Here is a 22,533-nt window from a genome sequence, read left to right on the forward strand (position 1 = left end):
CGTTCAGCCCTGTCCGGGCGCTCCGCCGCCGCACTAGCGTCGCTCCCGGCGATCGCGGTCGATCATCCGCACGCCGGAGGAGGAACGTGTCCATGACGGGTGCAGGTCCCGGCGATCCGGTGGTGGGCCCGCTCGGGCCCGTCGCGTGGGTCGCCGTCGAGTTCGACGGCGACCGGCTGGCCCCCGCGGTCGTCGGGCCGCTGGCGGAGCTCGTCGACGCCGGAACGGTGCGGCTGCTGGACGCGGCCGTCGTGCACAAGGACGCCGGTGGCGCCGTCCGCGGCGCGGAGCCGACCGAGGCGGGTGTCGACTTCGACGCCGTCGACGGCGACGTCCTGGAACTGCTGTCCGACGACGACCTGGACGGCATCGCCGCCGAGCAGCACCACGCTGGTCCTGGCCTGGGAGTGCCTGTGGGCGAGCCGGCAGCAGCGCCGTCGGTCGACGACCTGCACGCCCAGCTCCTCAAGCTCGGCGAGCTGCGCACCGCGGGCCTGCTGACCGAGGACGAGTTCGCGGTCCAGAAGTCCCGCCTGCTGGGCGGGTGAGCCCGGTGCACCTCACGTCCATCGCGCTCGCCTCCCCACCGGCCGATCTCGCACCCGGCAGCTCCGGCGGCGGCCTGCTGCTCATCCTCGCCGGGCTGGTGCTGTGCTTCGGCGGCGCCCGCTCGATCCTGCTGGCCGCGGGCGCCGCCGGGTTCGGCCTGGCCGGTGGGCTCGCCGCCGCGCTCGGCGGGCCGGTCGCGGTCACCGTGCTGGTCGGCGTCGCGGGCGCCGCCGGGGCGATCGCGCTCGTCCGGTTCGCGGCGGGCGCCGCGGTGTTCGTCGTCGGCGGGCTCGCCGGCGGCGCCGCCGTGCTCGGGCTGCTGGCCGCGCTGCCCTCCGGCGGCGGGCTGTCCCGCACGCTCACCCTCGTCGTGGTCGCGGCGGCAGCGCTGGTCGCCGGGCTCGCGATGGCCCGGGCCCGGGGCGTCGTGCTGCGGATCGCTACCGCGCTCGGCGGCGCCGCGCTGATCGTGCGCGGCGCGATCTCGGCCGGGCCGGCGTTCCTGGCCGGCCTGCAGGCACCGGCGACGCCGCTGGAGAGCATCGCCGCGGTCGTCGTGCTGGCCGTGCTCGCCTGGACCGGCTACCGGGTGCAGGTCGCGCTGGACCGGCGCCGCACGACCGCCTGACCGGCCGCGTCCGGAACATCGCGGCCACCGCGGTGGTTGTCGGGGGCATGTCGGAGAACCAGGACCCGGTCGTCGCGAACGAACCGGAGCAGCACCGCTACGTGATCACCGTGGACGGCGTCCGGGCCGGGTTCGCGGCCTACGTCGAGGACGGCGGCCGGCGGATCTTCCACCACACCGAGATCGACGACGCCTTCGGCGGGCGCGGCCTCGCCGGGACGCTGGTCCGCGCGGCGCTCACCGACACCCGCGCGGCCGGGAAGCGGATCGTCCCGATGTGCCCCTACGTGCGGCGCTGGGTGGGCTCGCACGACGGGTTCGCCGACGTCCTCGACCCGGTCACCCCCGCCGCGATCCAGACGGTCGAGCAGGCCCTGCGATGAGCGGCCGGGTGCTGGTCGACAAGCAGACCCCCGAGGTGTTCAGCGCGATGAAGCAGGTCTCGCGCACCGTCCGGGAGGCGGCCGACGCCGCCGGGATCGGCCGGGCGCTGCTGGAGCTGCTCAACGTCCGGGTCTCCCAGATCAACGGCTGCGAGTTCTGCCTGGACGTGCACTGGCGGGCCGCGGTGGCGGCCGGGGTCACCCCGCAGCGGATCGCGCTGCTGCCGGCCTGGCGGGACAGCCGGCTCTTCGACGACCGCGAGCGCGCCGCGCTGGAGATCGCCGAGGCGGTCACCCTGACCGCCGGCTCGCACCTGGACGAGGAGGCGTACGCCAAGGCCAGGGCCGGGCTCGACGACGACGAGACCTCGGTGCTGATCTGGGCCGCGATCACGATCAACGCGTTCAACCGGGTCTCGGTACTGTCCCGCCATCCGGTACCCGAGCGCCCCGCGGGAGCACAGCGATGAGCAACGTCGAGGCCGCACCGCAGGAGCTCGTCTGCGACGGCGGCTCCGCCCGGGCCGAGCTGGTGACGCCGCGGGAGGTGCCGCTCGGCGGGCCGCGGGCGATGACCGTGCGCCGCACCCTCCCGCGCCGGGCCCGGTCGCTGATCGGCGCCTGGTGCTTCATCGACCACTACGGGCCCGATCCGGTGCCCTCGACCGGCGGGATGGCCGTGCCCGGGCACCCGCACACCGGGCTGCAGACGGTGTCCTGGCTGTTCGAGGGCGAGATCGAGCACCGCGACACCACCGGCGCGCACGCACTCGTGCGGCCCGGCGAGCTGAACCTGATGACGGCCGGATCGGGCATCGCGCACTCCGAGTACTCCACCCCGGACACCCGGACGCTGCACGGGGTGCAGCTCTGGCTGGCCCTCCCGGTCGCGCACCGGGAGACCGCCCCGGGGTTCCGGCACCACGTCCCGCCGCAGTTCGCCCACGGCGACGCCACGCTGCGGGTGCTGCTGGGCTCGCTGGCCGGGCGGACCTCACCGGTGGAGACGTTCTCCCCGCTGCTCGGCGCCGAGGTGGTGCTCCCGGCGGACGGGCGGCTGTCGGTCCCGGTGACGCCGTCGTTCGAGCACGGGGTGCTCGTCGACACCGGCTCGGCGGACGTGTGCGGCACCGCCGCCGCGCCGGGCGAGCTGGTCTACCTGCCGCCGGGGGCGTCCGGCATCGACATCCGGGCCACCGGCGGAGCGGGCACCCGGGTGCTGCTACTCGGCGGCGAGCCGCTCGGCGAGCAGATCGTCATGTGGTGGAACTTCATCGGGTCCTCGCACGACGAGATCGCCGCCTTCCGCGAGCAGTGGCAGCGGGAGCGCAGCAGCGGCGGATCCGCGGCCGGCCGGTTCGGCGCGTTCCCGGACGCCTGGGACTCGACGCTGCCCGCCCCCGAGCTGCCGAACGCCCGGCTCACCCCGCGGGAGTGACCCGGGCCGGTTCCCGGTCCGCCAGCTCGACCAGCATGTCGGCGACCCGGTGCAGGCCGTGCGCGAGCTCCGCCGGATCCGGCAGGTCCGGCGCGGCCGCCGTCGCCGCCATGGTCGGCAGCATCGCGGCCAGCAGCCCGTCGGTCACCTCGTGCCCGGCGGCGGTCAGCTCGACCAGCACGACCCGCCGGTTCTCCGGCGGGCGCACCCGCGCGACGAACCCGCGCCGCTCCAGCCGGTCGACCAGCGCCGTCACGCTGCCCTGGCTGAGCCCGGTGCGCTCGGCCACCTCACCGGCCCGGACCGCCCCGGTCACCGCGAGGTGCGCGAGCGTGACCACCTCGGGGACGCCGAGCCCGAGGCGGGTCCCGACGGCCAGCCGGTAGCGGTCGATGCCGTGCGCGAACGCGTGCACGCCCGCGAGCACGGCGCGGGCCTGTTCGGACGCCTCCGGCATCGTCGCGGAACCTTCCGTTGTCGATGTTTCGACCGGCGAACACTTTGACTGCCAAAGGGTGCATCTGTCATCGTGGTACAGATCACATCAGTGGTCACTCACCGTCGACGACGCCGGTGTCTCGCTCCCGCCCCCCACCCTGCCGGAGGTTCCGATGACGGCTGATCCGCTGTACCCCGGGTCCGACGACGCCGAACACCTCCGGTACGCGCTGCGGCACGTGCTCGCCGGGCTGGCCCTGCCGGCCCCGCGCTGGCAGATCCTCACCCACGCGACCGACTGGGGCGCCCCGGCCGGCCTGCGGCTGCGGCTCGCCGCGCTGCCGGAGGGCACCTACCGCAGCTACGAGGCGATCGTCGCGGCGGCGCTGGGCCGCTGACACCGGCCAGGGGCCGGGGCTGCTCAACCGTGCTCTGCCCGCACGACCGCGACCACCCGGCGCAGCTGCTCGAGCAGCAGCTCCGGATCGCGGCCGTCCGGCTCGACGCTGCCCTCGACCCGGCCGATGTCGCCGCTCAGGTCGACGTGCAGCTCGCGCAGCTCGTAGCGGCGGGAGCGCAGGGTCACCAGCACCTTGGTCAGCCCGTCACCGCCGCCCGCGACGAGCAGGCTGAACGAGTGGGCGGCCCGGCCGTCGGTGACGGACGGGGCGACGGGCGGACTGACGGACGGGGCGCTGTCGACGGAACTGGGGCTGGGCATCGCGGTCATCACGGATCTCCCGGTCGGCGGGTACGGAGGATCCGGCCAGGTCCGGTGGCGGCACAGCGGCACGGAGGCACGCGCGCCGGCGACCTGGGTTCAGCCGGCGCGCCGGATAATGATCAGTCCGCGCACGCCGGTCAGGGTAGCAGCCGCTCAGACCTGGCAGCTGCCGTCGGTGCAGGCCCCGCCGTCGCCGCCGACCGGGGTGAGCGGGTGCGCGTCGGCCCATGCCTGGTCCAGGGCCTGCCGGAACGCCTCCGCCGGCTGCGCGCCGGAGATGCCGTACTTGTCGTCGATCACGAAGAACGGGACGCCGGAGATGCCGTAGCGGCGGGCCAGGTCCTGGTCGCCGCGCACGGCGTCGAGATGGCGGTCCGAGTCGAGCACCGCACGGGCCTCGACCTCGGGCACGCCGGCCGAGGCGGCCAGCCGGACCAGGGTGTCCGGGTCGCCGATCGGCTCCCCCTCGGTGAACGACGCGCGCAGCAGCCGGTCCTTCAGCGCACCCTGCAGCGCCGCCCCGCCCAGCTCCCACGCCAGGTGCAGCAGCCGGTGCGCGTCGACGGTGTTGCCGTGCCGGGCGATGTCGAACCGGAACTCCAGTCCGTCCGCCGCCGCGGTCGCGGTCACCGAGTCCTGCATCTCGCGGGCCTGCTCGACGCTCACGCCCAGCTTGGCGGCCAGCGGGCCGGGGCCGCCGTCGCGCTCGCGGGGCGCCTGCGGGTCGAGCTCGAAGCTGCGCCAGCGGATCTCGACGTCGTCGCGGTGCGCGAAGCCGGCCAGCGCCGTCTCGAACCGCCGCTTGCCGATCGCGCACCACGGGCACACCACGTCGGACCAGATCTCCACCTTCACGCACGGGTGAACGCCGCCGGTGTGACCGGCCATTCCCGGCCGGGGCTCAGCGGGTGCGCCGGTCCTGCAGCCGCTGCAGCTTGCCGACCGACCGCTCCAGGGTGTCCGGGTCGACCACCTCGCAGGCGACGGTCACGCCGACGGTCTCCTTGACCGTCCGGACCAGCTCCCCGGCCGCGCTCCCGCGGCGGCCGGCCGGCGCGTCGTGCCGGGCCTCGACCCGGACGGTGAGCGCGTCCATCCGGCCCTCGGTGGTGAGCACCAGCTGGAAGTGCGGAGCCAGGCCGGGCGTGCGCAGCACGATCTCCTCGATCTGGGTCGGGAAGACGTTCACCCCGCGCAGGATGATCATGTCGTCGGACCGGCCGGTGATCTTGGCCATCCGGCGCATCGCGGGCCGCGCGGTGCCCGGCAGCAGCGTCGTCAGGTCCCGGGTGCGGTACCGGATTATCGGCAGCCCCTCCTTGGTCAGCGAGGTGAACAGCAGCTCACCCTCCTCGCCATCGGGCAGCGGCGCGGGCGGGCGGCCGGGATCGCCGAGCGGATCGACGACCTCGGGCAGGAAGTGGTCCTCCCAGATGTGCAGCCCGTCCTTGGTCTCGACGCACTCCTGGGACACGCCGGGGCCCATCACCTCGGACAGGCCGTAGATGTCGACGGCGTGCATGTCGGTGCGGTCCTCGATCTCGACCCGCATCCGCTCGGTCCACGGCTCGGCGCCGAAGATGCCGACCTGCAGCGAGGTGGACGCGGGATCGACGCCCTGGCGGGCGAACTCGTCGAGCAGGGTGAGCATGTAGGACGGCGTCAGCATGATGACGTCGGGCTCGAAGTCGCCGATCAGCTGCACCTGGCGCGGCGTCATCCCGCCGGACACCGGGATCGCGGTCGCGCCGAGCTTCTCGATGCCGTAGTGCGCGCCGAGCCCGCCGGTGAACAGGCCGTAGCCGTAGGCGTTGTGCACCCGGTGCCCCGGGCGCCCGCCGGCGGCCCGGATCGAGCGGGCCATCAGGGTCGCCCAGGTGTCGATGTCGGTGGCGGTGTAGCCGACCACGGTCGGCCGGCCGGTGGTGCCCGACGACGCGTGGATCCGGGCGATCCGCTCGCGCGGCACCGCGAACATGCCGAACGGGTAGGTCTCGCGCAGGTCGGCCTTGCTGGTGGTCGGGAACCGGGCGAGATCGGACAGCTCGCGGCAGTCGTCGGGGTGCACGTCGTGCGCCTCGAACGCCGCCCGGTAGTGCGGCACGTTGTCGTAGGCGTGCCGCAGCGTCCACTGCAGCCGGCGCAGCTGCAGGGCGCGCAGCTCGTCGACCGAGATGCGCTCCTCGGGATCGAGCAGGTCCGGTGGCGGGGCGTCGCCGAGGCGGCGGGCGGTGGTGGTCATGCGTCCTTCTTCGCGACGAGGGTGAGCACGTCGTAGCGGGCGACGGACTCGCCGTCCTGACGGGTCACGTCGGCGTCCCAGCGGACCTCGCCGTAGCCGGCGGAGTCGCGCGGGGTGAGCTGCTTGCAGGTGAGCGTCACGGTCAGCTCGTCGTCGAACCGGACGGGGGTGAGGAACCGCAGCCCGTCGACGCCGAAGTTCGCCAGCACCGGCCCCGGATCGGGATCGACGAACAGTCCGGCGGCCAGCGAGACGACCAGGTAGCCGTGCGCCACCCGCTGCCCGAACAGCGGGTTCGCGGCGGCGGCCGCCTCGTCCATGTGCGCGTAGAAGGTGTCGCCGGTGAACTCGGCGAAGTGCTCGACGTCGGCCCGGGTGACCCGGCGCGGCCCGGCGACCAGGCAGTCCCCGGGACGGAGCTCCTCGAGGTGCTTGCGGAACGGGTGCACGCCGTCGTCGTGCCGCTGCGCGCCGGTCACCCAGCGGCCGGTGATCGCCGCGAGCGAGTCCGGATCGGCCTGGACCGCGGTGCGCTGCATGTGGTGCAGCACCCCGCGGACGCCACCCATCTCCTCGCCGCCACCGGCCCTGCCGGGCCCGCCGTGCACCAGCTGCGGCAGCGGCGAGCCGTGCCCGGTGGACTCCTGCGCGTCCCGGGCGTTGAGCACGTGCACCCGGCCGTGGAACGGGGCGATACCGAGCACCACCGCGCGGGCGAACGCCGGATCGGCGGACACCACCGACCCGGCCAGCGAGCCCTGCCCGCGCGCCGCGTACTCGACGAGCCGGTCCGTCGAGTCGTAGGGCAGCACCGTCGACACCGGGCCGAATGCCTCGATCTCGTGCGGCTCGGCCCGGTCCGGGTCGCCGACCAGCAGCATCGGCGAGACGAACGCGCCCCGGTCGGCGTCGGCGCCGGCCACCTCGACGTGGTCCGGATCGCCGGACACCAGCCGGCCGGCGTGGCGCAGCGCCTTCACGCTGCGGCGGACCTCCTCGCGCTGATCCAGGCTCGCCAGCGCGCCCATCCGGACGCCGTCGGTCCCGGGCGCGCCCACGACCACCGACGCCAGCCGTGCCGAGACGGCCTCGACGACGGCGTCGACGTGCTCGCGGGGTACGAACGCGCGCCGGATCGCGGTGCACTTCTGCCCGGCCTTGACCGTCATCTCGGTGGTCAACGCCCGCACGAACAGGTCGAACTCCTCGGTGCCGGGGCCGGCGTCCGGGCCGAGCGCGGCCAGGTTCAGCGAGTCGGCCTCGGCGGTGAAGCGGACGGCGTTGCGCACGATCACCGGATGGCTGCGCAGGGTCTGCGCGGTCGACGCGGACCCGGTGAACGACACCAGGTCCTGACCGGTGAGGTGGTCGAAGCCGTCGCCGAGCGAGCCGGCGACGAACTGCAGCGCGCCGTCGGGCAGCAGGCCGGAGTCCACGACCAGCTCGATCAGCCGCGCGGTCAGGAAGGCGGTCGGCGAGGCCGGCTTGACCAGCGTGGGCACGCCGGCCAGGAACGCCGGGGCCAGCTTCTCCAGCGGCCCCCACACCGGGAAGTTGAACGCGTTGACCTGCACCGCGACCCCGTGCAGCGGGGTGAGCAGGTGCTGGCCGAGGAACGTCCCGCCGCGGCCCAGCGGCTCGACCGGCCCCTCGACGTACACGGTGTCGTTGGGCAGCTCCCGCTTCGCCTTCGACGCGTAGGCCAGCAGCACGCCGATGCCGCCGTCGATGTCGAACTTCGAGTCCGCGAGCGTCGCGCCGGTGCGGGCGGAGACCGCGTACAGCTCGTCGCGGTGCTCGCGCAGGTGCCCGCCGAGCGCCTTGAGCAGCGCCGCCCGCTGGTGGAAGGTCAGCTGGCGCAGGGCGGGGCCACCGGTCCGGCGGCCGTACTCCAGCGCGCCGGCGAGATCGAGACCGTCGGCGGAGATCCGGGCGATCTCCTCGCCGGTCACCGCGTCGTGCAGCGGCCGGCCGTCGCCGGTCCCGGTCTGCCACGAACCCGAGAGGTGGCTGCGGAGCATGGTCATCGGCGACGCCTCCGGTGGTGTCCGTCCTGCGGCCGGTGCTGGACCGACCGTTCGTTCGGCACGGGACGCTAGCACTCCGGCAGCCGGTTGGGGAGACACAGGAGCGGGACCGACCGTTCGGTCGGCAGCTAGGGTGCTCGCATGGCCGACCCCGTGCAGCCCGCCGTCCTCGTCACCCGCGACGACACCGATCCCGCCGTCGCGGTGGTCACCCTGAACCGGCCGGCGAAGTACAACGCGCTCACCGTCGAGCTGAAGGAGGCGCTGCTCACCGCGCTCGCCGAGGTCACCGGCGACGACTCGGTGCGCGCCGTGGTGATCACCGGGACCGGGAAGGCGTTCTGCGTCGGGCAGGACCTCGGCGAGCACGCCACCGCGCTGGAGCGCGACCCGTCGACGTCGTTCGACACCGTGCGGGAGCACTACAACCCGCTGATCCTCGCCGTCACCGGGACCGCGAAGCCGGTGATCGCCGCGATCAACGGCGCCTGCGTCGGCGCCGGGCTCGGCCTGGCGCTGGCCGCCGACCTGCGGATCGCCGCCGAGGGACTGAGCTTCGCCACCGCCTTCACCGGAATCGGGCTGACCGCGGACTCCGGGCTCTCGGCGAGCCTGGCGCACGCCGTCGGCGTGTCCCGGGCCACCGAGCTGCTGCTGCTCGGCGAGAAGTTCACCGCCGAGGACGCCCGCAACTGGGGCCTGGTGCGCGACGTCGTGCCCGCCGAGGACGTGCTCCCCGCCGCGCTCGGGCTGGCCCGCCGGCTGGCCGCCGGACCCACCCGCGCCTACGCGGAGGTGAAGAGCGCGATCCGGTTCGGCGCCGTCAACGAGCTGCCCGCGGTGCTCGAACACGAGGCGGACGCGCAGGCCCGGCTCGCCGGCACCGCCGACCACCAGCGCGCGGTCGCGGACTTCCTGACGAAGAAGGCCCCCACCTTCGAGGGCCGATGAGCTCGGCGGTGCGGCGGGCCCGCCGGCCGAGCGGCGGGCGTGACCAGCTGCTGGAGACCGCGGTCGGCGAGTTCATCGCCCGCGGCTACGACGCCACCTCGATGGAGGACCTGTCCCGGGCCGCCGGGATCACCAAGTCGTCGTTCTACCACCACTTCACCGGCAAGGAGGCGCTGCTGCGGGCCGCGCTGGAACGCGCCGTGGACGGCCTGTTCGGGGTGCTGTCGCTGCCCGTCGCGCAGACCGGCGGCCCCGCCCAGCGGTTGCGCGCGATCGTCGCCGAGCAGGTCCGGGTGCTGATGCGCGAGCTGCCCTACGTGACGCTGCTGCTGCGGGTGCGGGGCAACACCGAGACCGAGCGGTGGGCGCTGGAACGGCGCCGCGCCTTCGACGCGGCGGTGACCCGGCTGGTCCGCGAGGCGGTCGAGGCCGGCGAGGTCCGCGCCGACGTCGATCCGGCGCTGGCCGCCCGGCTGCTGTCCGGCCTGGTCAACTCGATCGTCGAGTGGTATCGCCCGGGCCGCCCCGGCAGCTCCACCCTGCCCGACGACGTCGTGAACGCCGCCTTCACCGGGATCGTCCCGGCGCCGGCCGAGCGGGCGTGATCCGGCACCGCTCGGCGAGCAGCCTGCGGATCCCGCCGGCCACCAGCTCCGGGCGGCGGAGCACGTCCCGGGCGTCGGGCCGGTGGATCGACCAGCCCTGCTCGGTGAGGAACTGCTGGCGGCCCAGGTCCGCGCGGGCCCGGGACGGGTCGAGATGGTGCCGTCCGTCGTACTCGATGCCGAGCCGGACCGCCGGGTAGGCGAGATCGATCCGGTACCGGCCGACCGGGTGCTGCAGGACCGGGCGCGGCAGGCCGCCGTCGTGCAGGGCGAGCCGGACCCGGGTCTCCATCGGGGACTCCGCGAGCGGGCTCGCGAGCGCGACCAGCGCCGGGAGGCGCGCCGATCCGCGGGCACCCGGATGCCGGGCCGCGAGCTCCAGCACCGCCGCCGGTTCGAACCCGCCGATCCGGGACAGCGCGTCCAGGGCGATCACCGCCTCGGTCCGCCGCTCCCGACGGGCCAGGTCGAAACGCGGTCCGGGGTGCCGAGGTCACCCGGACCGCCCGGCCGGGCCGGTATGGCCGGCCGGCCCCGGGAGCCGGGACCGGGAAGCCCACCAGGATCTCGCCGGGCAGCACCGAGCCCCGGTGGACCACCCGCCCCGGGGTGCTGCGGCGGCTCCCCCCGGGCACGATCAGCTCGACCGGGACTCCGTACGGCGCGCAGCCGGCGCCCAGCATCTCGGCGGCCGACCAGCCGGCGAGCGCGACCTGACAGCGGCCGTTCCCGGCCCCGGCCAGCGCACCGGCCTCCAGCGCGACCGCCTCGCAGCGCACCAGGTAGGTCACCTCGACGTCCGACGCGAGATGGACGCCGTACGCCACCTGCCGGAACCCCGGACCGCGCAACCGGGCCCGGGTCACGATCCCGGCCCGGACCGCGTCCGCCCCCCGGAACGGCCTGTTCAGATCCACAGACCTTGGACGACGCCCGGGCCCGACCGGTTCCATCCGATATCGAGCGTTGCACGATGGCGGTCCCGGCAGCCATCTTGCAACGCTCGACCGCGGGCTTGTCACCGGCAGCCCCGTGGGACAGGGTGCGAGGTGTGGCGGAGCGGCGGCGGGCGGCGGCGTGGCAGGCCCGGGCGAACCAGGCCGGCGGGCGGACCACCCGGGCCCTGGACCAGGAGATCGCTGCGTTGCTGGCCGAGGACCCGGCCGGCCCGGACCCGGCGGACCCGGCACCGGGCGGTCCGGCGGACCCGGACCCGGGTGGACCGGAAGGCCCGGACCCGGCTGGACCGGGGGGCCTGGGTGGCCCGGGGCCGGGCGGTCCGGCGGGATCGGCCGGCCCGGAGGACCCGGACCCGGCCCGGTGACCCCACCGGGCCGGGCCGTCACACCGGCCCGCGGCCGCCCGGCCGGACCGACCGGCTCGGTCGTCGCCCGGGCGCTCGGCATTCTCGACGCGTTCGGCCCCGACCGGCCCGCACTGACCCTGAGCGAGCTGGCCCGGCACGCCGGTGTCCCGCTGTCCACCGCGCACCGGCTGGTCGGCGACCTCGGCGGCTGGGGCGCCCTGGAGCGGGACGAGACCGGCCGCTACCGGATCGGCCTGCGGATGTGGGAGCTCGGCGCGCTCGCCCCGAGGGGGCAGGCGCTGCGCGAGACGGCGCTGCCGTTCCTGGAGGACCTGTCCCACGTCACCCGGGAGAACGTGCAGCTGGCCGTCCGGGAGGGCACCGAGCTGGTGTTCGTCGAGCGGCTCGCCGGGTCCGGTGCGGTGCCGGTGCACACCCGGGTCGGCGGCCGGTTCGGGCTGACCGCGACCGGGGTCGGGCTGGTGCTGCTCGCGCACGCGCCGCCCGAGCTGCAGGAGGAGGTGCTCGCCGGGCACGTCGAGCGCTACACCCCGTTCACCGTGACCGATCCGGCCCGGCTGCGGCGGATGCTCGCCGACGTGCGGCGGGACGGCTTCTCGGTCAGCGACCGCCAGGTCACCGACGACGCGCTGTCCGTCGGCGCCCCCGTGCAGGACGCACAGGGCCGGGTGGTCGCCGCCGTCTCGCTGGTCGTCCGGCGCGGCAGCGCCGCCCCGCGGGCGCTCGCGCCGCTGGTGCGGACCACCGCCCGCGGGATCGGCCGGGCCCTCACCGACTGACCGACCTTCCATTTCCCGGAAGTGCGCTTCGCCGGGGCCGGGGACCGACCGCATCCTCGGTCCTGCCGAGCCGTCCCGGCACACGCGAAGGAGCGTCGTCGTGAGCACCATTCCCCGCGACCAGTGGTATGTCGCCGCCTACACCGCCGAGATCGGCCGCGAGCTGTTCTCCCGCACCATCGGCGGTGATCCGATCCTGTTCTGGCGCACCGAGGCCGGCGAGATCACCGCGCACGCCGACCGGTGCGTGCACCGCCGGTTCCCGCTGTCCCGGGCACCCAGCCGGCTGGTCGGTGACACCGTGGTCTGCGGCTACCACGGCTTCACCTACGGCGCCGACGGCCGCTGCGTCGCCGTCCCCGGCCAGACCCGGGTGCCGCGGACCGCGCGGCTGGCGCAGTACCCGGTCGTCGAGCAGGACTCGCTGGTGTGGGTCTGGATCGGTGACCCGGCGCTGGCCGATCCGGGCCGGATCCCGCGCGCGTCCTACCTGGACTCGCCGGGCTGGACGACGGTGTGCGGGATGGAACCGCTCGCCGCCCGCTACTCGCTGCTGGTGGACAACCTGCTCGACCTCTCGCACGAGACCTACCTGCACGGCGGGTACATCGGCACCCCCGAGGTCGCGGCGACACCGACCAGCACCGAGGTCGACGACGACGCCGGGATCGTCTACGTCTCCCGGCACATGGCCGACGCCGAGTGCCCGCCGTTCTACGAGCGGTCCACCGGACTGTCCGGCCGGATCTCGCGCTGGCAGGACATCGAGTACACCCCGCCGTGCCTGTACAAGCTGCACTCCCGGATCGCCCCGGTCGGCTCGGTCCCCGACCCGGACGGCAGCGACCCGGACGCCTTCCACGTCGAGGTCGTCTACGCGATCACCCCGGAGACCGAGCACTCGACGCACGACTTCTGGCTGGTCGCCCGGGACTTCGCGCTCGACGACGAGGAGGTGTCGGCGTTCCTGGCCGAGCAGAACCGCACCGTCGTGCTCCAGGACGTGGCCGCGCTCGACGTGCTGGAGCAGGTGATCGCCACCGAGCCGCCGGGCTACCAGGAGCTGTCGGTCAACATCGACACCGGTGGTCTGGCCGCGCGCCGGATGCTCGCCCGGATGGCCGGCGCGGTGCCCGCGGAGCGCGCGGTCCCGGCCCGATGAGCGGCCTCCCGCCGGTGCTGACCGGTGAGCGGGTGCACCGCATCCACTGGGTGCTCGGGACCGACCGGCTGCGCGCGGTCTGCCACTGCGGCGCCGAGCGCCTGTTCGACGATCCGGTGGAGCTGTGGGCGTGGCTGCTCGGCCATCCCGACGACCACCGGCCGACCGCGGGAGCGGCCGACCGCTCCCCCGCACTCGCCGGGAGCCCGACATGACCGATCTGGACCTGGTGGTGGCGGACAAGCAGGTCGTCGCCGACGGCGTCGCACTGCTCACCCTGCGCCGCGCCGACGGCGGCGAGCTGCCGGCCTGGGAGCCGGGCGCGCACGTCGACCTGGTGGTGGGCGCGGACCTGGTCCGGCAGTACTCGCTGTGCGGGGACCCGGCCGACCGCACCGGCTGGCAGGTCGCGGTGCTGCGTGAGCAGAGCGGACGCGGCGGATCGGCGCACGTGCACGACGTGCTCGCGGTCGGCGACACGGTCACCGCGCGCGGGCCGCGCAACCGGTTCCCGCTGGTCCCGGCGGCGTCCTACGTGTTCGTCGCCGGCGGCATCGGGATCACCCCGATCGTGCCGATGGTCGCCGCCGCGGCGGCGGCCGGTGCGGACTGGCGGCTCGTCTACGGCGGCCGGACCCGCGCGTCGATGGCGTTCACCGAGCTCGCCGAGCGGCACCCGGACCGGGTGGAGATCCGGCCGCAGGACGAGACCGGGCTGCTCGACCTGGCCGGGATCCTCGACGCGGCGCCGGACCGGCCGGTGTACTGCTGCGGGCCGGAGGGGCTGCTCGGCGCCGTCGAGCAGGAGTGCGCGCAGCGCGGTGCCGTGGTGCACGTGGAGCGGTTCGCGCCGAAGGACGGCGTGCTGGACGGCCCGCAGGAGGCGTTCGAGGTGGAACTCGCCGGGACCGGCGAGGTGTTCGCGGTCCCGGCCGGCCGGTCGGTGCTCGACGTGCTGGAGGACGCCGGCGTCGAGGTGCTGTCGTCCTGCCAGGAGGGGACCTGCGGGACCTGCGAGACCGGCGTCCTGGCCGGGGTGCCGGACCACCGGGACTCGCTGCTCGACGACGACGAGCGGGCCGCGAACGACGCCATGATGATCTGCGTGTCGCGGTCCCGGTCGGCGCGCCTGGTGCTGGACCTCTGAACCGGCCGCCGCGGGCTCAGTCCAGGCCGAACTCGCGGATCTTGCGGTAGAGGGTGGTCCGGCCGATCCCGAGCGCCTGCGCGGCGCGGCTGCGGTTGCCGCCGGCGGCGCGCAGCGCGTCGGCGATCGCGTCCCGCTCGGCGGCGGCGAGCAGCCCGGCGGGCGACCGGGACCCGCGCAGCTCGGCGGGCAGGTCGGCGGGCCCGATCGAGCCGCCGCGGGCCCGGCGGGCGAGCGCGACGACGGTGCCGGCGAGCTCGGCGACGTCGCCGGGCCAGTGCCGGGCGATGAGCATCTCCCAGGCGGCCGGCGTGAAGGTGGTCGCGGCCGCGGGGCCGTCGAGCCCGGCGAGCACCTCCCGGACCAGTGCCGGGACGTGCTCGCGGCAGCGGGCCAGCACCGGCAGCGGCACCGTCGTCGCGACCTGCCCGACCAGCCCGGTGACCCGGTCCGGGGCGGCCGCCGGGTCGAGGGTGAGCACCAGCGGCCCGGGCGTCTCGGCGAGCCGGCGCACCTGCCACAGCGCCGGGTCCGGCAGCCGTTGCACCCGTCGGAGCAGCACCCCCCGGCCGCTGCGCAGCGCGGCGTGCGCGCCGTCCCAGTTCGGCGGGCCGTGATCGGCGTCGAGCACCACCGGGTCGCCGGCGCCGAGCCGGTCGAGCACCCGCCGGGCGGTGTGCGCCTTCCCGCTGCCGGGGCCGCCGGCGATCGCGACCCGTTCGCCGAGGCCGAGCGCGGTGACCAGCGCGCGATCGACGTCCGGCGCGACGTGCAGCGGACGGCCCGCCGGCGCGGGCCCGGCCGGGACGGCCCGGCGCCGCCGCGCGGGAAGCAACCGCACGCAGTAGGCGGTGTGCGCGCCGTCCCCGATCCGTTCGACGACGGCGTCGTGCGGGCCGTCCACCAGCGGCACCCGCAGCCGCCGGATCCCGGGCCCGCCGTGTTCGAGCAGGAACTGCCAGAGCACGGCGTGCAGCTCCGGGCCGGTGTGGGCGAGTCCGGCACCGTTCGCGAGCACCGTGTCCTGGTCGATGACCAGCGCGCCGGCCCCGGTCCGGTCCACCCGCAGGTAGGCGTCGACGAGCAGGCGGCGCCGCTCGCCGCCCTCCTCGGCGACCCGCGTCTCGATCTGCCGCCCGATGTCGCCGGCCAGCACCGCCATCAGCGGGTGCACATCGCGGGCCGAGCAGGCCAGCGCGAAGGAGCCGAGCATCCGGCCGGTCCCGGGTTCGACGATCGGGGTCCCGGCGCAGGTCAGGTTCTCCAGCAGCGGGTTGTAGTGCTCGGGCCCACGGACCAGCATCGGGCGGCGCTCGACGAGGACGGTGCCCAGGCCGTTGGTGCCGATCGACCGCTCGGAGAAGTCGAAGCCCTCGGCGGCGTTCGCCCGGTCCATCAGCGACCGCTGGCGGCGGACGTCGGCGTGCCGCACCACGATCCGGCCGGCCGGGTCGGCGAGCACCATCGCCACCGGCACGTCGGCCAGGCTGTCGCGCAGCCGGGCCAGCACCGGCTCGGCGGCCCGGCACAGGATCGGCGCGAGATCGGCCGGCTCCCGGTAGCGGGTGACGTCCGGGGCGACCGGCACCGCCTCGCCGACGCAGCGCCGCCAGCTCCGCTCGATCAGCTGCGGCACGCCGCTGTCCCCGGGCGGCAGCACCAGCAGCCCGCCGTCGACGAGCGCCTCCCGGGTCCGCCGGGTGCGTTCGCGGTCCGCCGTGGTCATCGACGGTTCCCCGCAGGTGTCCTGTCGAAGCATCGTCGCTCCGTCGTCCGTGCCCGTCGGGGCTGTCCGGCCGTGATGTCGGGTCGTGCTCCACGGTGCCGCACCGGCACCGTGGCTGGGAAGGGGCCGGCCGGCCCGGTCGGTCCTTGCACTGTCAGCCCTGTCAGCCCTGTCAGCCCCCGGCCGGCCGGCCCTCTGTCAGCCCGCGGTCAGGGCGAGACCCGGGTAGCCCCGGGCCCGCTCCCCCGCCAGCTCGCCGCGGTAGGCGCCGATGCCCGCCATGTAGAACATCACCGCCTGCCGCTTCCCCGGGATGTTCGCGCCGAAGATCCACGAGTCGGCCTTCGGGAACAGCGTCGCGTCGGCGATCTCCCGGCAGGTCCGGTTCCAGCGCTGCTCGGCCTCGGCGGTCGCCTCGATGATCGGCGTGCCGCGCCCGCGGGCCTCCTCGATCAGCGCGGCGATCCACTCCACCTGGGACTCGATGCTCGGCGGCAGGTTGGTGAAGGGCCCGTTCGGGCCGAGGATCATGAACATGTTCGGGAACCCGGCGGTGGTCACGCCGAGGTAGCTGCCCGGTGCCTCGGCCCAGTGCTCGGCGATGGTCCGCCCGCCGCGGCCCCGGATGTCCATCCGGACGTAGTTGCCGTCGACGGCGTCGAACCCGGTCGCCAGCACGAGCACGTCCAGCTCGTGGAAGGTGCCGTCGGCCAGCCGCACGCCGGTCGGCTCGACCGCCGCGACCGGGTTCTCGGCGACGCTGACCAGCGTCACGTCGTCCCGGTTGAACGTCTCGTAGTAGCCGTTGTTGCACAGCGGGCGCCGCGCGTAGAGGTCGGTCGGGGTCAGCAGCCGGGCCGTCTCCGGGTCCCGGACGATCTCGGCGATCTTGCGCCGGATGAACCGGGCCGCCTCCTCGTTCGCCTGCGCATCGGTAGCGATGTCGCAGAAGGTACCGAACATGAAGCGGAATCCGTTGCCGATGTCCCAGTTCTCCTGGAACACCCGCTCCCGCTCGGCGCCGGAGACGCTCATCGCCGGGACGGTGCTCTCCTCGAACCCGAACGCGACGACGGAGCTGCGGACCTGCTCCCAGATCTCGTCGTAGCGGGACCGGACGTCGGCCAGGTACCGCTCGTCGACCGGGCCGTTGCCGGAGGGCACGCTGTACTGCGGGGTGCGCTGGAACACGGTCAGGTGCCGGGTGCGCGGTGCGGCGGCGCAGATGAACTGGGTCCCGGTGGAGCCGGTGCCGAGCACACCGACCCGGCGGTCGTCGATCCGCAGGTCCGCCGGCCAGGCCCCGGTGTGCGCCACCACGCCCTCGAACGAGTCGAGCCCGGGCAGGTCCGGGACGTTGATCCGGGACAGCAGGCCGAGCGCGGTGACCACGTAGCGGGCCACGATCCGCTCGCCACCGTCGGTGAGCAGCGTCCACCGCCCGCTCGCCTCGTCGAACCGCATCGACTCGATCCCGGTCTCCAGCCGGATGTCCCGGGCCAGGTCGTGCCGGTCGACGACGGCCTGCAGGTAGCGCAGGATGTCGGGCTGGTCGAGGTAGCGGCTGGTGAAGTCCCACTCCTGCAGCAGCTGCTCGTCGAACGAGTAGCGGTAGACGTAGCTCTCGGTGTCCGACATCGCGCCGGGGTAGCGGTTCCAGTACCAGGTCCCGCCGACGCCGCCGGCCCGGTCCACGCAGAGCACGGACAGCCCGAGATCGTCGCGGAGCTTCTTGAGCATGTACAGGCCGCCGAACCCGGCACCGATCACCACCGCGTCGAGCTCCGCGCTCATGCCGCCACCCCGGCGCGCCGCGACCGGTACCACTCGGCGATCGCCGCGATCTCGGCGTCGGCCTCCCCGCCGCGGCCGGCCGCGAACGGGAAGACGTGCTGCAGGCCGTCGACGACCGACAGCGTGGCGTCCACCCCGGCGAGCCGGGCCCGCTCGGTGAAGCGGATCGCGTCATCCAGGAGCACCTCGGCGCCGCCGGCGTCCACGAACACCGGTGGGAACCCGGTCAGGTCGGCGTGCAGCGGGTTCGCCAGCGGGGTGGCCGGGTGCACGGCCGGGCCGTCGCCGGTGTCGCCCAGCACCCCGGCGATCATCCCGGCCAGCAGCGGCACCGTGACCAGCGCGTCGGTGTCCGCGTTCGACTCCAGCGTCTTGCCGGTGTTCGCCATGTCCAGCCACGGCGAGAACGCCACCACCGCCCCGGGCAGCGGCCGGCCGCGCTCGCGCAGCGCGAGCGGGATCGCGATGGCCAGGTTGCCGCCCGCGGAGTCGCCCGCGGTGACGACGTCGGCGGCGGCGATCCCCCGCTCCAGCAACCCGTCGAAGGCAGCGACCCCGTCGTCGACCTGCGCGGGGTGCGGATGCTCCGGCGCGCGGCGGTAGTCGAGCACGAACGCGGTCGCGCCGAGCGCCTTCGCGAGGTGCCCGGCGAGCTTGCGGTGGCTCGCGGCGGACCCGACGGCGAACCCGCCGCCGTGGGTGAACAGCACGACCCGGCCGCGGTCGGCGCCCACCGGCAGCGCCCAGAGCCCGGGCACCCCGCCGACGACGTCGTCGGCGTAGGTCACGTCGGTGGGCTCGGCGGTGGCCTGGTGCCACTCGTCGAACAGGCTGCGCAGCAACCGGATGTCGAGATCCGGCCGGCCCGCCATCACGGCGGACCAGTCGGCGTACAGGTTCCGCAGGGCCTCGGCCCCGGGGGACGGCGCGTCGCTCATGCGGCACTCCTTCGTCTGGGTCGGCGTTCTCTGATCGGCATGACATCCAGACTGTGACCGGTATCGCAGCGCCCGAGGTGTTCCGATCCGGTACACGGGGCGCACGTAGGGTCGGCCGTGTGTTCGTGAAGGTGTGCGGCCTGCGCAGCGTCGACGACGTCCGGGCGGCCGGGGCGGCCGGGGCCGACGCGGTCGGGTTCGTGCTGCACCCGGCCAGCCCCCGGTACGTCGATCCGGAGCTCGCCCGCGAGCTGGTGACGCACGTCCCGGAGCAGGTGCTGTCGGTGGTCGTCGTCGCCGAGCACGCCGCCGACGACGCCGCGCGGATCACCCGGGAGATCGGCGCCGACGTGCTGCAGCTGCACGGCGGCTACACCGCCGAGGACTTCGCGCGGGTGGCCGACCGGGGCGTCCGCTCGTGGCGGGCCACCTCGCTCGCCGACGATCCGGCGCCGCGGGTGGGCCGGTTCGGCGAGGAGGCGCTGCTGCTCGACTCGCCGCGCGCCGGGTCCGGCGAGACCTGGGACGTCGAGGCCCTCGATCCGCCGCCGGCCGGGCACTGGCTGCTGGCCGGGGGCCTGGACCCGGACAACGTCGCCGGCGCGATCCGCCGCATCCGCCCCTGGGGGGTGGACGTCTCCAGCGGCGTGGAGCGCACCCGCGGCGTCAAGGACCACACCAGGATCGCCGAGTTCGTCGCGGCAGCCCGCTCGGTGCACACCCGATGACCGCGCGACACACCTGCTGCAGCGGGTGCGCAGGGCCGCGAAGGGGTGTGCGGCGGGGGCCGAGAGGATTGGGCGCGTGAGTCTTCCGTTGGACGGGATCGTCGTCGTCTCGTGCGAGCAGGCCGTGGCGGCGCCGCTGGCGACCCGGCAGCTCGCCGACCTGGGCGCCCGGGTGATCAAGATCGAGCGCCCGGGGAGCGGTGACTTCGCCCGCGGCTACGACGAGACGGTGCAGGGTATGTCCAGCCACTTCGTGTGGCTGAACCGGTCCAAGGAGTCGGTCGCGCTGGACCTGAAGGACCCGGCCGACCAGGCGACGATGCTGCGCCTGCTGAGGCGGGCGGACGTGTTCGTGCAGAACTTCGCGCCGGGCGCCGCGGAGCGGCTCGGGCTCGGCGCGCCCGCGCTGCGCGAGCGGTTCGGCCGGCTGGTGACCTGCTCGATCTCCGGTTACGGCTCGTCCGGGCCGTACCGCGACGCGAAGGCCTACGACCTGCTCATCCAGTCCGAGGCCGGGCTGGTGTCGATCACCGGGTCACCGGACGCGCCGGCCAAGAGCGGGATCCCGGCAGCCGACATCGGCGCCGGGATGTACGCGTTCTCGGGGATCCTGGCCGCGCTCTACGAGCGGGAACGGACCGGCGAGGGAGCCGACCTGGAGGTGAGCCTGTTCGACTCGCTCGTCGAGTGGATGGGCTATCCGTTCTACTACGCCGGCTACGGCGGCACCCCGCCGCAGCGCACCGGGACCAGCCACGCCGCGATCGCCCCGTACGGCACGTTCAGCGCGGGCGACGGGACCGATGTCGTGCTGTCGATCCAGAACGAGCGGGAGTGGACGACGTTCTGCGAGGTCGTGCTGGGCCGCCCGGAGGTCGCGACCGATCCGCGGTTCGCCGGCGGCGGGCGCCGGGTGGCGCACCGCGACGAGCTGCACGCCGAGATCGCCGCCGTGTTCGGCGGGCTGACCGGCGAGGAGCTGCTCCGGCGGCTGGCCGCGGCCCGGATCGCGCACGCCCGTCAGCGGGAGCTGCGCGAGGTGCTGGAGCACCCGCAGCTCACCGCGCGGGACCGGTGGACCGAGATCGGCAGCCCGGTGGGGCCGCTGCGTGCCACGCTCCCTCCGATCGGCATCGCCGGACGGACGCCCAGGATGGGCCCCGTCCCCGCGGTGGGTGAGCACACCCGGGCCGTCCTCGACTGGCTCGCCGAGGACACCCGGATGTAGGCGGCCCCACCGGCTGCGGCGTCTGAACCGGTAGGGCCTGCACCGGTCGGCGCGCCCGGGCCCGTCGACCGGTATGACGGGTGGTTACCCGCCTCGACGGTTCCCACACACAACGCCTCCCCGGTTCGACACTGATACCCCCCAGGGGTATGCTCGTGGTGCGGACGGAGGAGGTACGCGATGCACGGTTACACCGACAACAAGGACGCGCACATCAAGCGCATGCGCCGGATCGAGGGCCAGGTCCGGGGGATCAGCAAGATGATCGAGTCGGACAAGTACTGCATCGACGTCCTGACCCAGGTCTCGGCCGTCAACAAGGCCCTGGAGGCCGTGGCGCTCGGCCTGCTCGACGAGCACCTCAAGCACTGCGTCGCCGACGCCGTCGCCGAGGGCGGCGAGCTCGCCGACGAGAAGATCGAGGAGGCCAGCGCCGCCATCGCGCGCCTGGTCCGCTCCTGAACACCCCGCTCCCCGCGGGCACGTACGAGGAGGAAACGCCCATGAGCACCGCCACCTACACCGTCACCGGCATGACCTGCCAGCACTGCGTCAGCTCGGTCACCGAGGAGATCGAGGAGATCTCCGGCGTGACCGGCGTCGCCGTCGACCTGCCCACCGGCGCCGTCACCGTCACCGGCGAGGGCGAGATCCCGGCCGAGGCGGTCCGCGAGGCCGTCCGCGAGGCGGGCTACGAGGTCACCGCCGGGGCCTGAGCCGAGCCCCGTCCACCACCCGGTGCGGGTCACGGCACGGCGCCGTCCACCCGCATCGGGTCCTACCGAGGGACCGAACGATGCACACAGCCGTTCGGCTGACCGTCTACGGGGCGGCAGTCGTCCTGCTCGCCGTCGGCGCCTACGCCGCGGGCACCTCCGCCGGTGCGTCCACCGACCACCTGCGGGCGCCCGCCGCGCACGCCCCCGCTCCGGACACCGCGGCGGGCCCGCAGCAGCCCGGCGGGCTGGCGAGCACCGCGGGCGGCTTCACCCTGGAGCCGCTGAGGCCGGTGCTGCCGGCCGGCACCGGGGCCGAGATCGCGTTCCGGATCACCGGGGCCGACGGCGCCGCCGTCACCGACTTCGACGTCACGCACGAGAAGCGGATGCACCTGGTGCTGCTGCGCCGCGACACCGCGGGCTTCCAGCACCTGCACCCCACGATGTCCGGCGACGGCACCTGGCGGGTGCCCGCAACGCTCGACGGCGGCGGAACCTACCGGGCCTTCGCCGACTTCGTCCCGGCCGGCGGCGCACCGACGACGCTCGGCGTCGACCTGTCCGCGCCGGGCCCGTTCGAGCCGGTCACCCCGCAGCCGAGCCGGGTCGCCGAGCTGCCCGGCGGCTACCAGGTCCGGCTCGACGGCGAGCTCGCGCCGGGCGCCACCGCGCCCCTCACGCTGACCGTCACCCGGGGCGGGCGGCCGGTCACCGACCTGCAGCCGCACCTGGGCGCCGCCGGGCACCTGGTCGTGCTGCGCGGCGGGGACCTCGGCTACCTGCACGTCCATCCCGAGGACACGCCCGGCACCGGCCCGGAGATCACCTTCCACGCCGAGGTCCCGTCGGCGGGCACCTACCGGCTGTTCCTCGACTTCCGGCACGACGACGCGGTGCACACCGCCGAGTTCACCGTCCCGGCCGGCGGGGCGCCCGCCCCCGCCGGCGACGGGCACGCACACGACGAGGGAGGCCACCGATGACCGCGGCTATGAGCACG

The 22,533-nt window shown here is 75.0% G+C and carries 27 protein-coding genes; 18 read left to right on the top strand and 9 right to left on the bottom strand.

Annotated elements, in window-relative coordinates; all coding sequences use genetic code 11:
• Positions 1–92: 92 nt before the first annotated feature.
• The 5 genes from ABZ881_RS12185 to ABZ881_RS12205 are packed head-to-tail and all read left to right on the top strand — an operon-like array spanning position 93 to position 2,998.
• Positions 93–548 carry a DUF6325 family protein gene (locus ABZ881_RS12185; protein WP_358484035.1) on the top strand — a complete coding sequence of 152 codons (456 nt, stop codon included), beginning with the start codon at positions 93–95 and terminating at the stop codon, positions 546–548.
• 5 nt (positions 549–553) lie between these two features.
• Positions 554–1,177 (top strand): hypothetical protein, encoded by a 624-nt coding sequence (locus ABZ881_RS12190; protein ID WP_358484037.1) that lies wholly within the window; start codon positions 554–556, stop codon positions 1,175–1,177.
• Between the two features lie 47 nt (positions 1,178–1,224).
• Positions 1,225–1,560, top strand: coding sequence for a GNAT family N-acetyltransferase (locus tag ABZ881_RS12195; protein WP_358484040.1), 336 nt, complete (start codon positions 1,225–1,227; stop codon positions 1,558–1,560).
• Entirely contained in the window at positions 1,557–2,030 is a 474-nt protein-coding gene (locus tag ABZ881_RS12200) for a carboxymuconolactone decarboxylase family protein (protein ID WP_358484041.1), read from the top strand. The genes ABZ881_RS12195 and ABZ881_RS12200 overlap by 4 nt, the downstream gene beginning before the upstream one ends.
• A complete protein-coding gene (locus tag ABZ881_RS12205) occupies positions 2,027–2,998 on the top strand; it encodes a pirin family protein (protein WP_358484043.1) in 972 nt (323 codons plus the stop codon). The genes ABZ881_RS12200 and ABZ881_RS12205 overlap by 4 nt, the downstream gene beginning before the upstream one ends.
• Here the strand turns inward: ABZ881_RS12205 and ABZ881_RS12210 are convergent.
• Complete coding sequence (locus tag ABZ881_RS12210) at positions 2,982–3,455, bottom strand: MarR family transcriptional regulator (RefSeq protein WP_358484044.1); 474 nt, start codon at positions 3,453–3,455, stop codon at positions 2,982–2,984. The two genes, ABZ881_RS12205 and ABZ881_RS12210, sit on opposite strands and share 17 nt — an antisense overlap.
• 154 nt (positions 3,456–3,609) lie before the next feature.
• Here ABZ881_RS12210 and ABZ881_RS12215 point away from each other — a divergent pair, with 154 nt between their 5' ends.
• A complete protein-coding gene (locus ABZ881_RS12215) occupies positions 3,610–3,834 on the top strand; it encodes a hypothetical protein (RefSeq protein ID WP_358484045.1) in 225 nt (74 codons plus the stop codon).
• 23 nt (positions 3,835–3,857) lie between these two features.
• Here the strand turns inward: ABZ881_RS12215 and ABZ881_RS12220 are convergent, their stop codons facing one another.
• The 4 genes from ABZ881_RS12220 to paaZ all read right to left on the bottom strand — a co-directional run bounded on the left by ABZ881_RS12220 (position 3,858) and on the right by paaZ (position 8,429).
• Positions 3,858–4,157: a hypothetical protein gene (locus ABZ881_RS12220; RefSeq protein WP_358484047.1), complete on the bottom strand. Its 300-nt coding sequence runs from the start codon at positions 4,155–4,157 to the stop codon at positions 3,858–3,860.
• 156 nt (positions 4,158–4,313) lie between these two features.
• The gene (locus ABZ881_RS12225; protein ID WP_358484049.1) at positions 4,314–5,009 is read right to left on the bottom strand and encodes a DsbA family oxidoreductase; all 696 of its coding nucleotides are present in this window, start codon (positions 5,007–5,009) and stop codon (positions 4,314–4,316) included.
• 52 nt (positions 5,010–5,061) lie between these two features.
• Positions 5,062–6,402: a phenylacetate--CoA ligase PaaK gene (gene paaK, locus ABZ881_RS12230; protein ID WP_358484051.1), complete on the bottom strand. Its 1,341-nt coding sequence runs from the start codon at positions 6,400–6,402 to the stop codon at positions 5,062–5,064.
• Positions 6,399–8,429 carry a phenylacetic acid degradation bifunctional protein PaaZ gene (gene paaZ, locus ABZ881_RS12235; RefSeq protein ID WP_358484053.1) on the bottom strand — a complete coding sequence of 677 codons (2,031 nt, stop codon included), beginning with the start codon at positions 8,427–8,429 and terminating at the stop codon, positions 6,399–6,401. The genes paaK and paaZ overlap by 4 nt, the downstream gene beginning before the upstream one ends.
• Positions 8,430–8,570: 141 nt before the next feature.
• Here paaZ and ABZ881_RS12240 point away from each other — a divergent pair, with 141 nt between their 5' ends.
• Together ABZ881_RS12240 and ABZ881_RS12245 are read left to right on the top strand one after the other, a co-directional pair.
• Positions 8,571–9,380, top strand: coding sequence for an enoyl-CoA hydratase-related protein (locus ABZ881_RS12240; protein WP_358484054.1), 810 nt, complete (start codon positions 8,571–8,573; stop codon positions 9,378–9,380).
• On the top strand, positions 9,377–9,985 hold the full coding sequence (locus ABZ881_RS12245) for a TetR/AcrR family transcriptional regulator (RefSeq protein WP_358484055.1): 609 nt from the start codon (positions 9,377–9,379) through the stop codon (positions 9,983–9,985). Before ABZ881_RS12240 ends, ABZ881_RS12245 begins: the two co-directional genes overlap by 4 nt.
• Here ABZ881_RS12245 and ABZ881_RS12250 read toward each other — a convergent pair.
• Positions 9,948–10,421 (bottom strand): DUF559 domain-containing protein, encoded by a 474-nt coding sequence (locus ABZ881_RS12250; RefSeq protein ID WP_358484056.1) that lies wholly within the window; start codon positions 10,419–10,421, stop codon positions 9,948–9,950. The two genes, ABZ881_RS12245 and ABZ881_RS12250, sit on opposite strands and share 38 nt — an antisense overlap.
• A gap of 615 nt (positions 10,422–11,036) precedes the next feature.
• On the opposite strand from ABZ881_RS12250, the gene ABZ881_RS12255 reads away from it, so the two are divergent.
• The 5 genes from ABZ881_RS12255 to ABZ881_RS12275 all read left to right on the top strand — a co-directional run bounded on the left by ABZ881_RS12255 (position 11,037) and on the right by ABZ881_RS12275 (position 14,400).
• On the top strand, positions 11,037–11,309 hold the full coding sequence (locus ABZ881_RS12255; protein WP_358484058.1) for a hypothetical protein: 273 nt from the start codon (positions 11,037–11,039) through the stop codon (positions 11,307–11,309).
• The gene (locus tag ABZ881_RS12260) at positions 11,306–12,091 is read left to right on the top strand and encodes an IclR family transcriptional regulator (RefSeq protein ID WP_358484059.1); all 786 of its coding nucleotides are present in this window, start codon (positions 11,306–11,308) and stop codon (positions 12,089–12,091) included. The genes ABZ881_RS12255 and ABZ881_RS12260 overlap by 4 nt, the downstream gene beginning before the upstream one ends.
• Before the next feature lie 100 nt (positions 12,092–12,191).
• Positions 12,192–13,253, top strand: a complete 1,062-nt coding sequence (locus tag ABZ881_RS12265) for an aromatic ring-hydroxylating dioxygenase subunit alpha (protein ID WP_358484060.1) — start codon at positions 12,192–12,194, stop codon at positions 13,251–13,253.
• Positions 13,250–13,468 (top strand): hypothetical protein, encoded by a 219-nt coding sequence (locus tag ABZ881_RS12270; protein WP_358484061.1) that lies wholly within the window; start codon positions 13,250–13,252, stop codon positions 13,466–13,468. The genes ABZ881_RS12265 and ABZ881_RS12270 overlap by 4 nt, the downstream gene beginning before the upstream one ends.
• On the top strand, positions 13,465–14,400 hold the full coding sequence (locus tag ABZ881_RS12275) for a PDR/VanB family oxidoreductase (protein WP_358484063.1): 936 nt from the start codon (positions 13,465–13,467) through the stop codon (positions 14,398–14,400). Before ABZ881_RS12270 ends, ABZ881_RS12275 begins: the two co-directional genes overlap by 4 nt.
• Before the next feature lie 16 nt (positions 14,401–14,416).
• Here ABZ881_RS12275 and ABZ881_RS12280 read toward each other — a convergent pair whose 3' ends face one another.
• From ABZ881_RS12280 to ABZ881_RS12290, 3 genes are all read right to left on the bottom strand, one after another.
• Positions 14,417–16,126, bottom strand: a complete 1,710-nt coding sequence (locus ABZ881_RS12280; RefSeq protein ID WP_358484065.1) for a helix-turn-helix domain-containing protein — start codon at positions 16,124–16,126, stop codon at positions 14,417–14,419.
• A gap of 198 nt (positions 16,127–16,324) precedes the next feature.
• Positions 16,325–17,920, bottom strand: coding sequence for an NAD(P)/FAD-dependent oxidoreductase (locus tag ABZ881_RS12285; protein ID WP_358484067.1), 1,596 nt, complete (start codon positions 17,918–17,920; stop codon positions 16,325–16,327).
• On the bottom strand, positions 17,917–18,858 hold the full coding sequence (locus ABZ881_RS12290; protein WP_358484069.1) for an alpha/beta hydrolase: 942 nt from the start codon (positions 18,856–18,858) through the stop codon (positions 17,917–17,919). Before ABZ881_RS12290 ends, ABZ881_RS12285 begins: the two co-directional genes overlap by 4 nt.
• Positions 18,859–18,977: 119 nt before the next feature.
• On the opposite strand from ABZ881_RS12290, the gene ABZ881_RS12295 reads away from it, so the two are divergent.
• The 5 genes from ABZ881_RS12295 to ABZ881_RS12315 all read left to right on the top strand — a co-directional run bounded on the left by ABZ881_RS12295 (position 18,978) and on the right by ABZ881_RS12315 (position 22,516).
• The gene (locus tag ABZ881_RS12295) at positions 18,978–19,586 is read left to right on the top strand and encodes a phosphoribosylanthranilate isomerase (RefSeq protein WP_358484071.1); all 609 of its coding nucleotides are present in this window, start codon (positions 18,978–18,980) and stop codon (positions 19,584–19,586) included.
• A gap of 76 nt (positions 19,587–19,662) precedes the next feature.
• A complete protein-coding gene (locus tag ABZ881_RS12300) occupies positions 19,663–20,814 on the top strand; it encodes a CaiB/BaiF CoA-transferase family protein (protein WP_358484072.1) in 1,152 nt (383 codons plus the stop codon).
• 180 nt (positions 20,815–20,994) lie between these two features.
• Entirely contained in the window at positions 20,995–21,276 is a 282-nt protein-coding gene (locus ABZ881_RS12305) for a metal-sensitive transcriptional regulator (protein ID WP_344020732.1), read from the top strand.
• A 41-nt stretch (positions 21,277–21,317) separates the two neighbouring features.
• Positions 21,318–21,530, top strand: coding sequence for a heavy-metal-associated domain-containing protein (locus tag ABZ881_RS12310; protein WP_344020734.1), 213 nt, complete (start codon positions 21,318–21,320; stop codon positions 21,528–21,530).
• Positions 21,531–21,610: 80 nt separating this feature from the next.
• Positions 21,611–22,516: a hypothetical protein gene (locus ABZ881_RS12315; RefSeq protein WP_358484074.1), complete on the top strand. Its 906-nt coding sequence runs from the start codon at positions 21,611–21,613 to the stop codon at positions 22,514–22,516.
• Positions 22,517–22,533: the final 17 nt, after the last annotated feature.

The sequence above is a fragment of the Pseudonocardia sp. NPDC046786 genome (genome assembly GCF_040645415.1).
GTDB lineage: Bacteria > Actinomycetota > Actinomycetes > Mycobacteriales > Pseudonocardiaceae > Pseudonocardia > Pseudonocardia kongjuensis.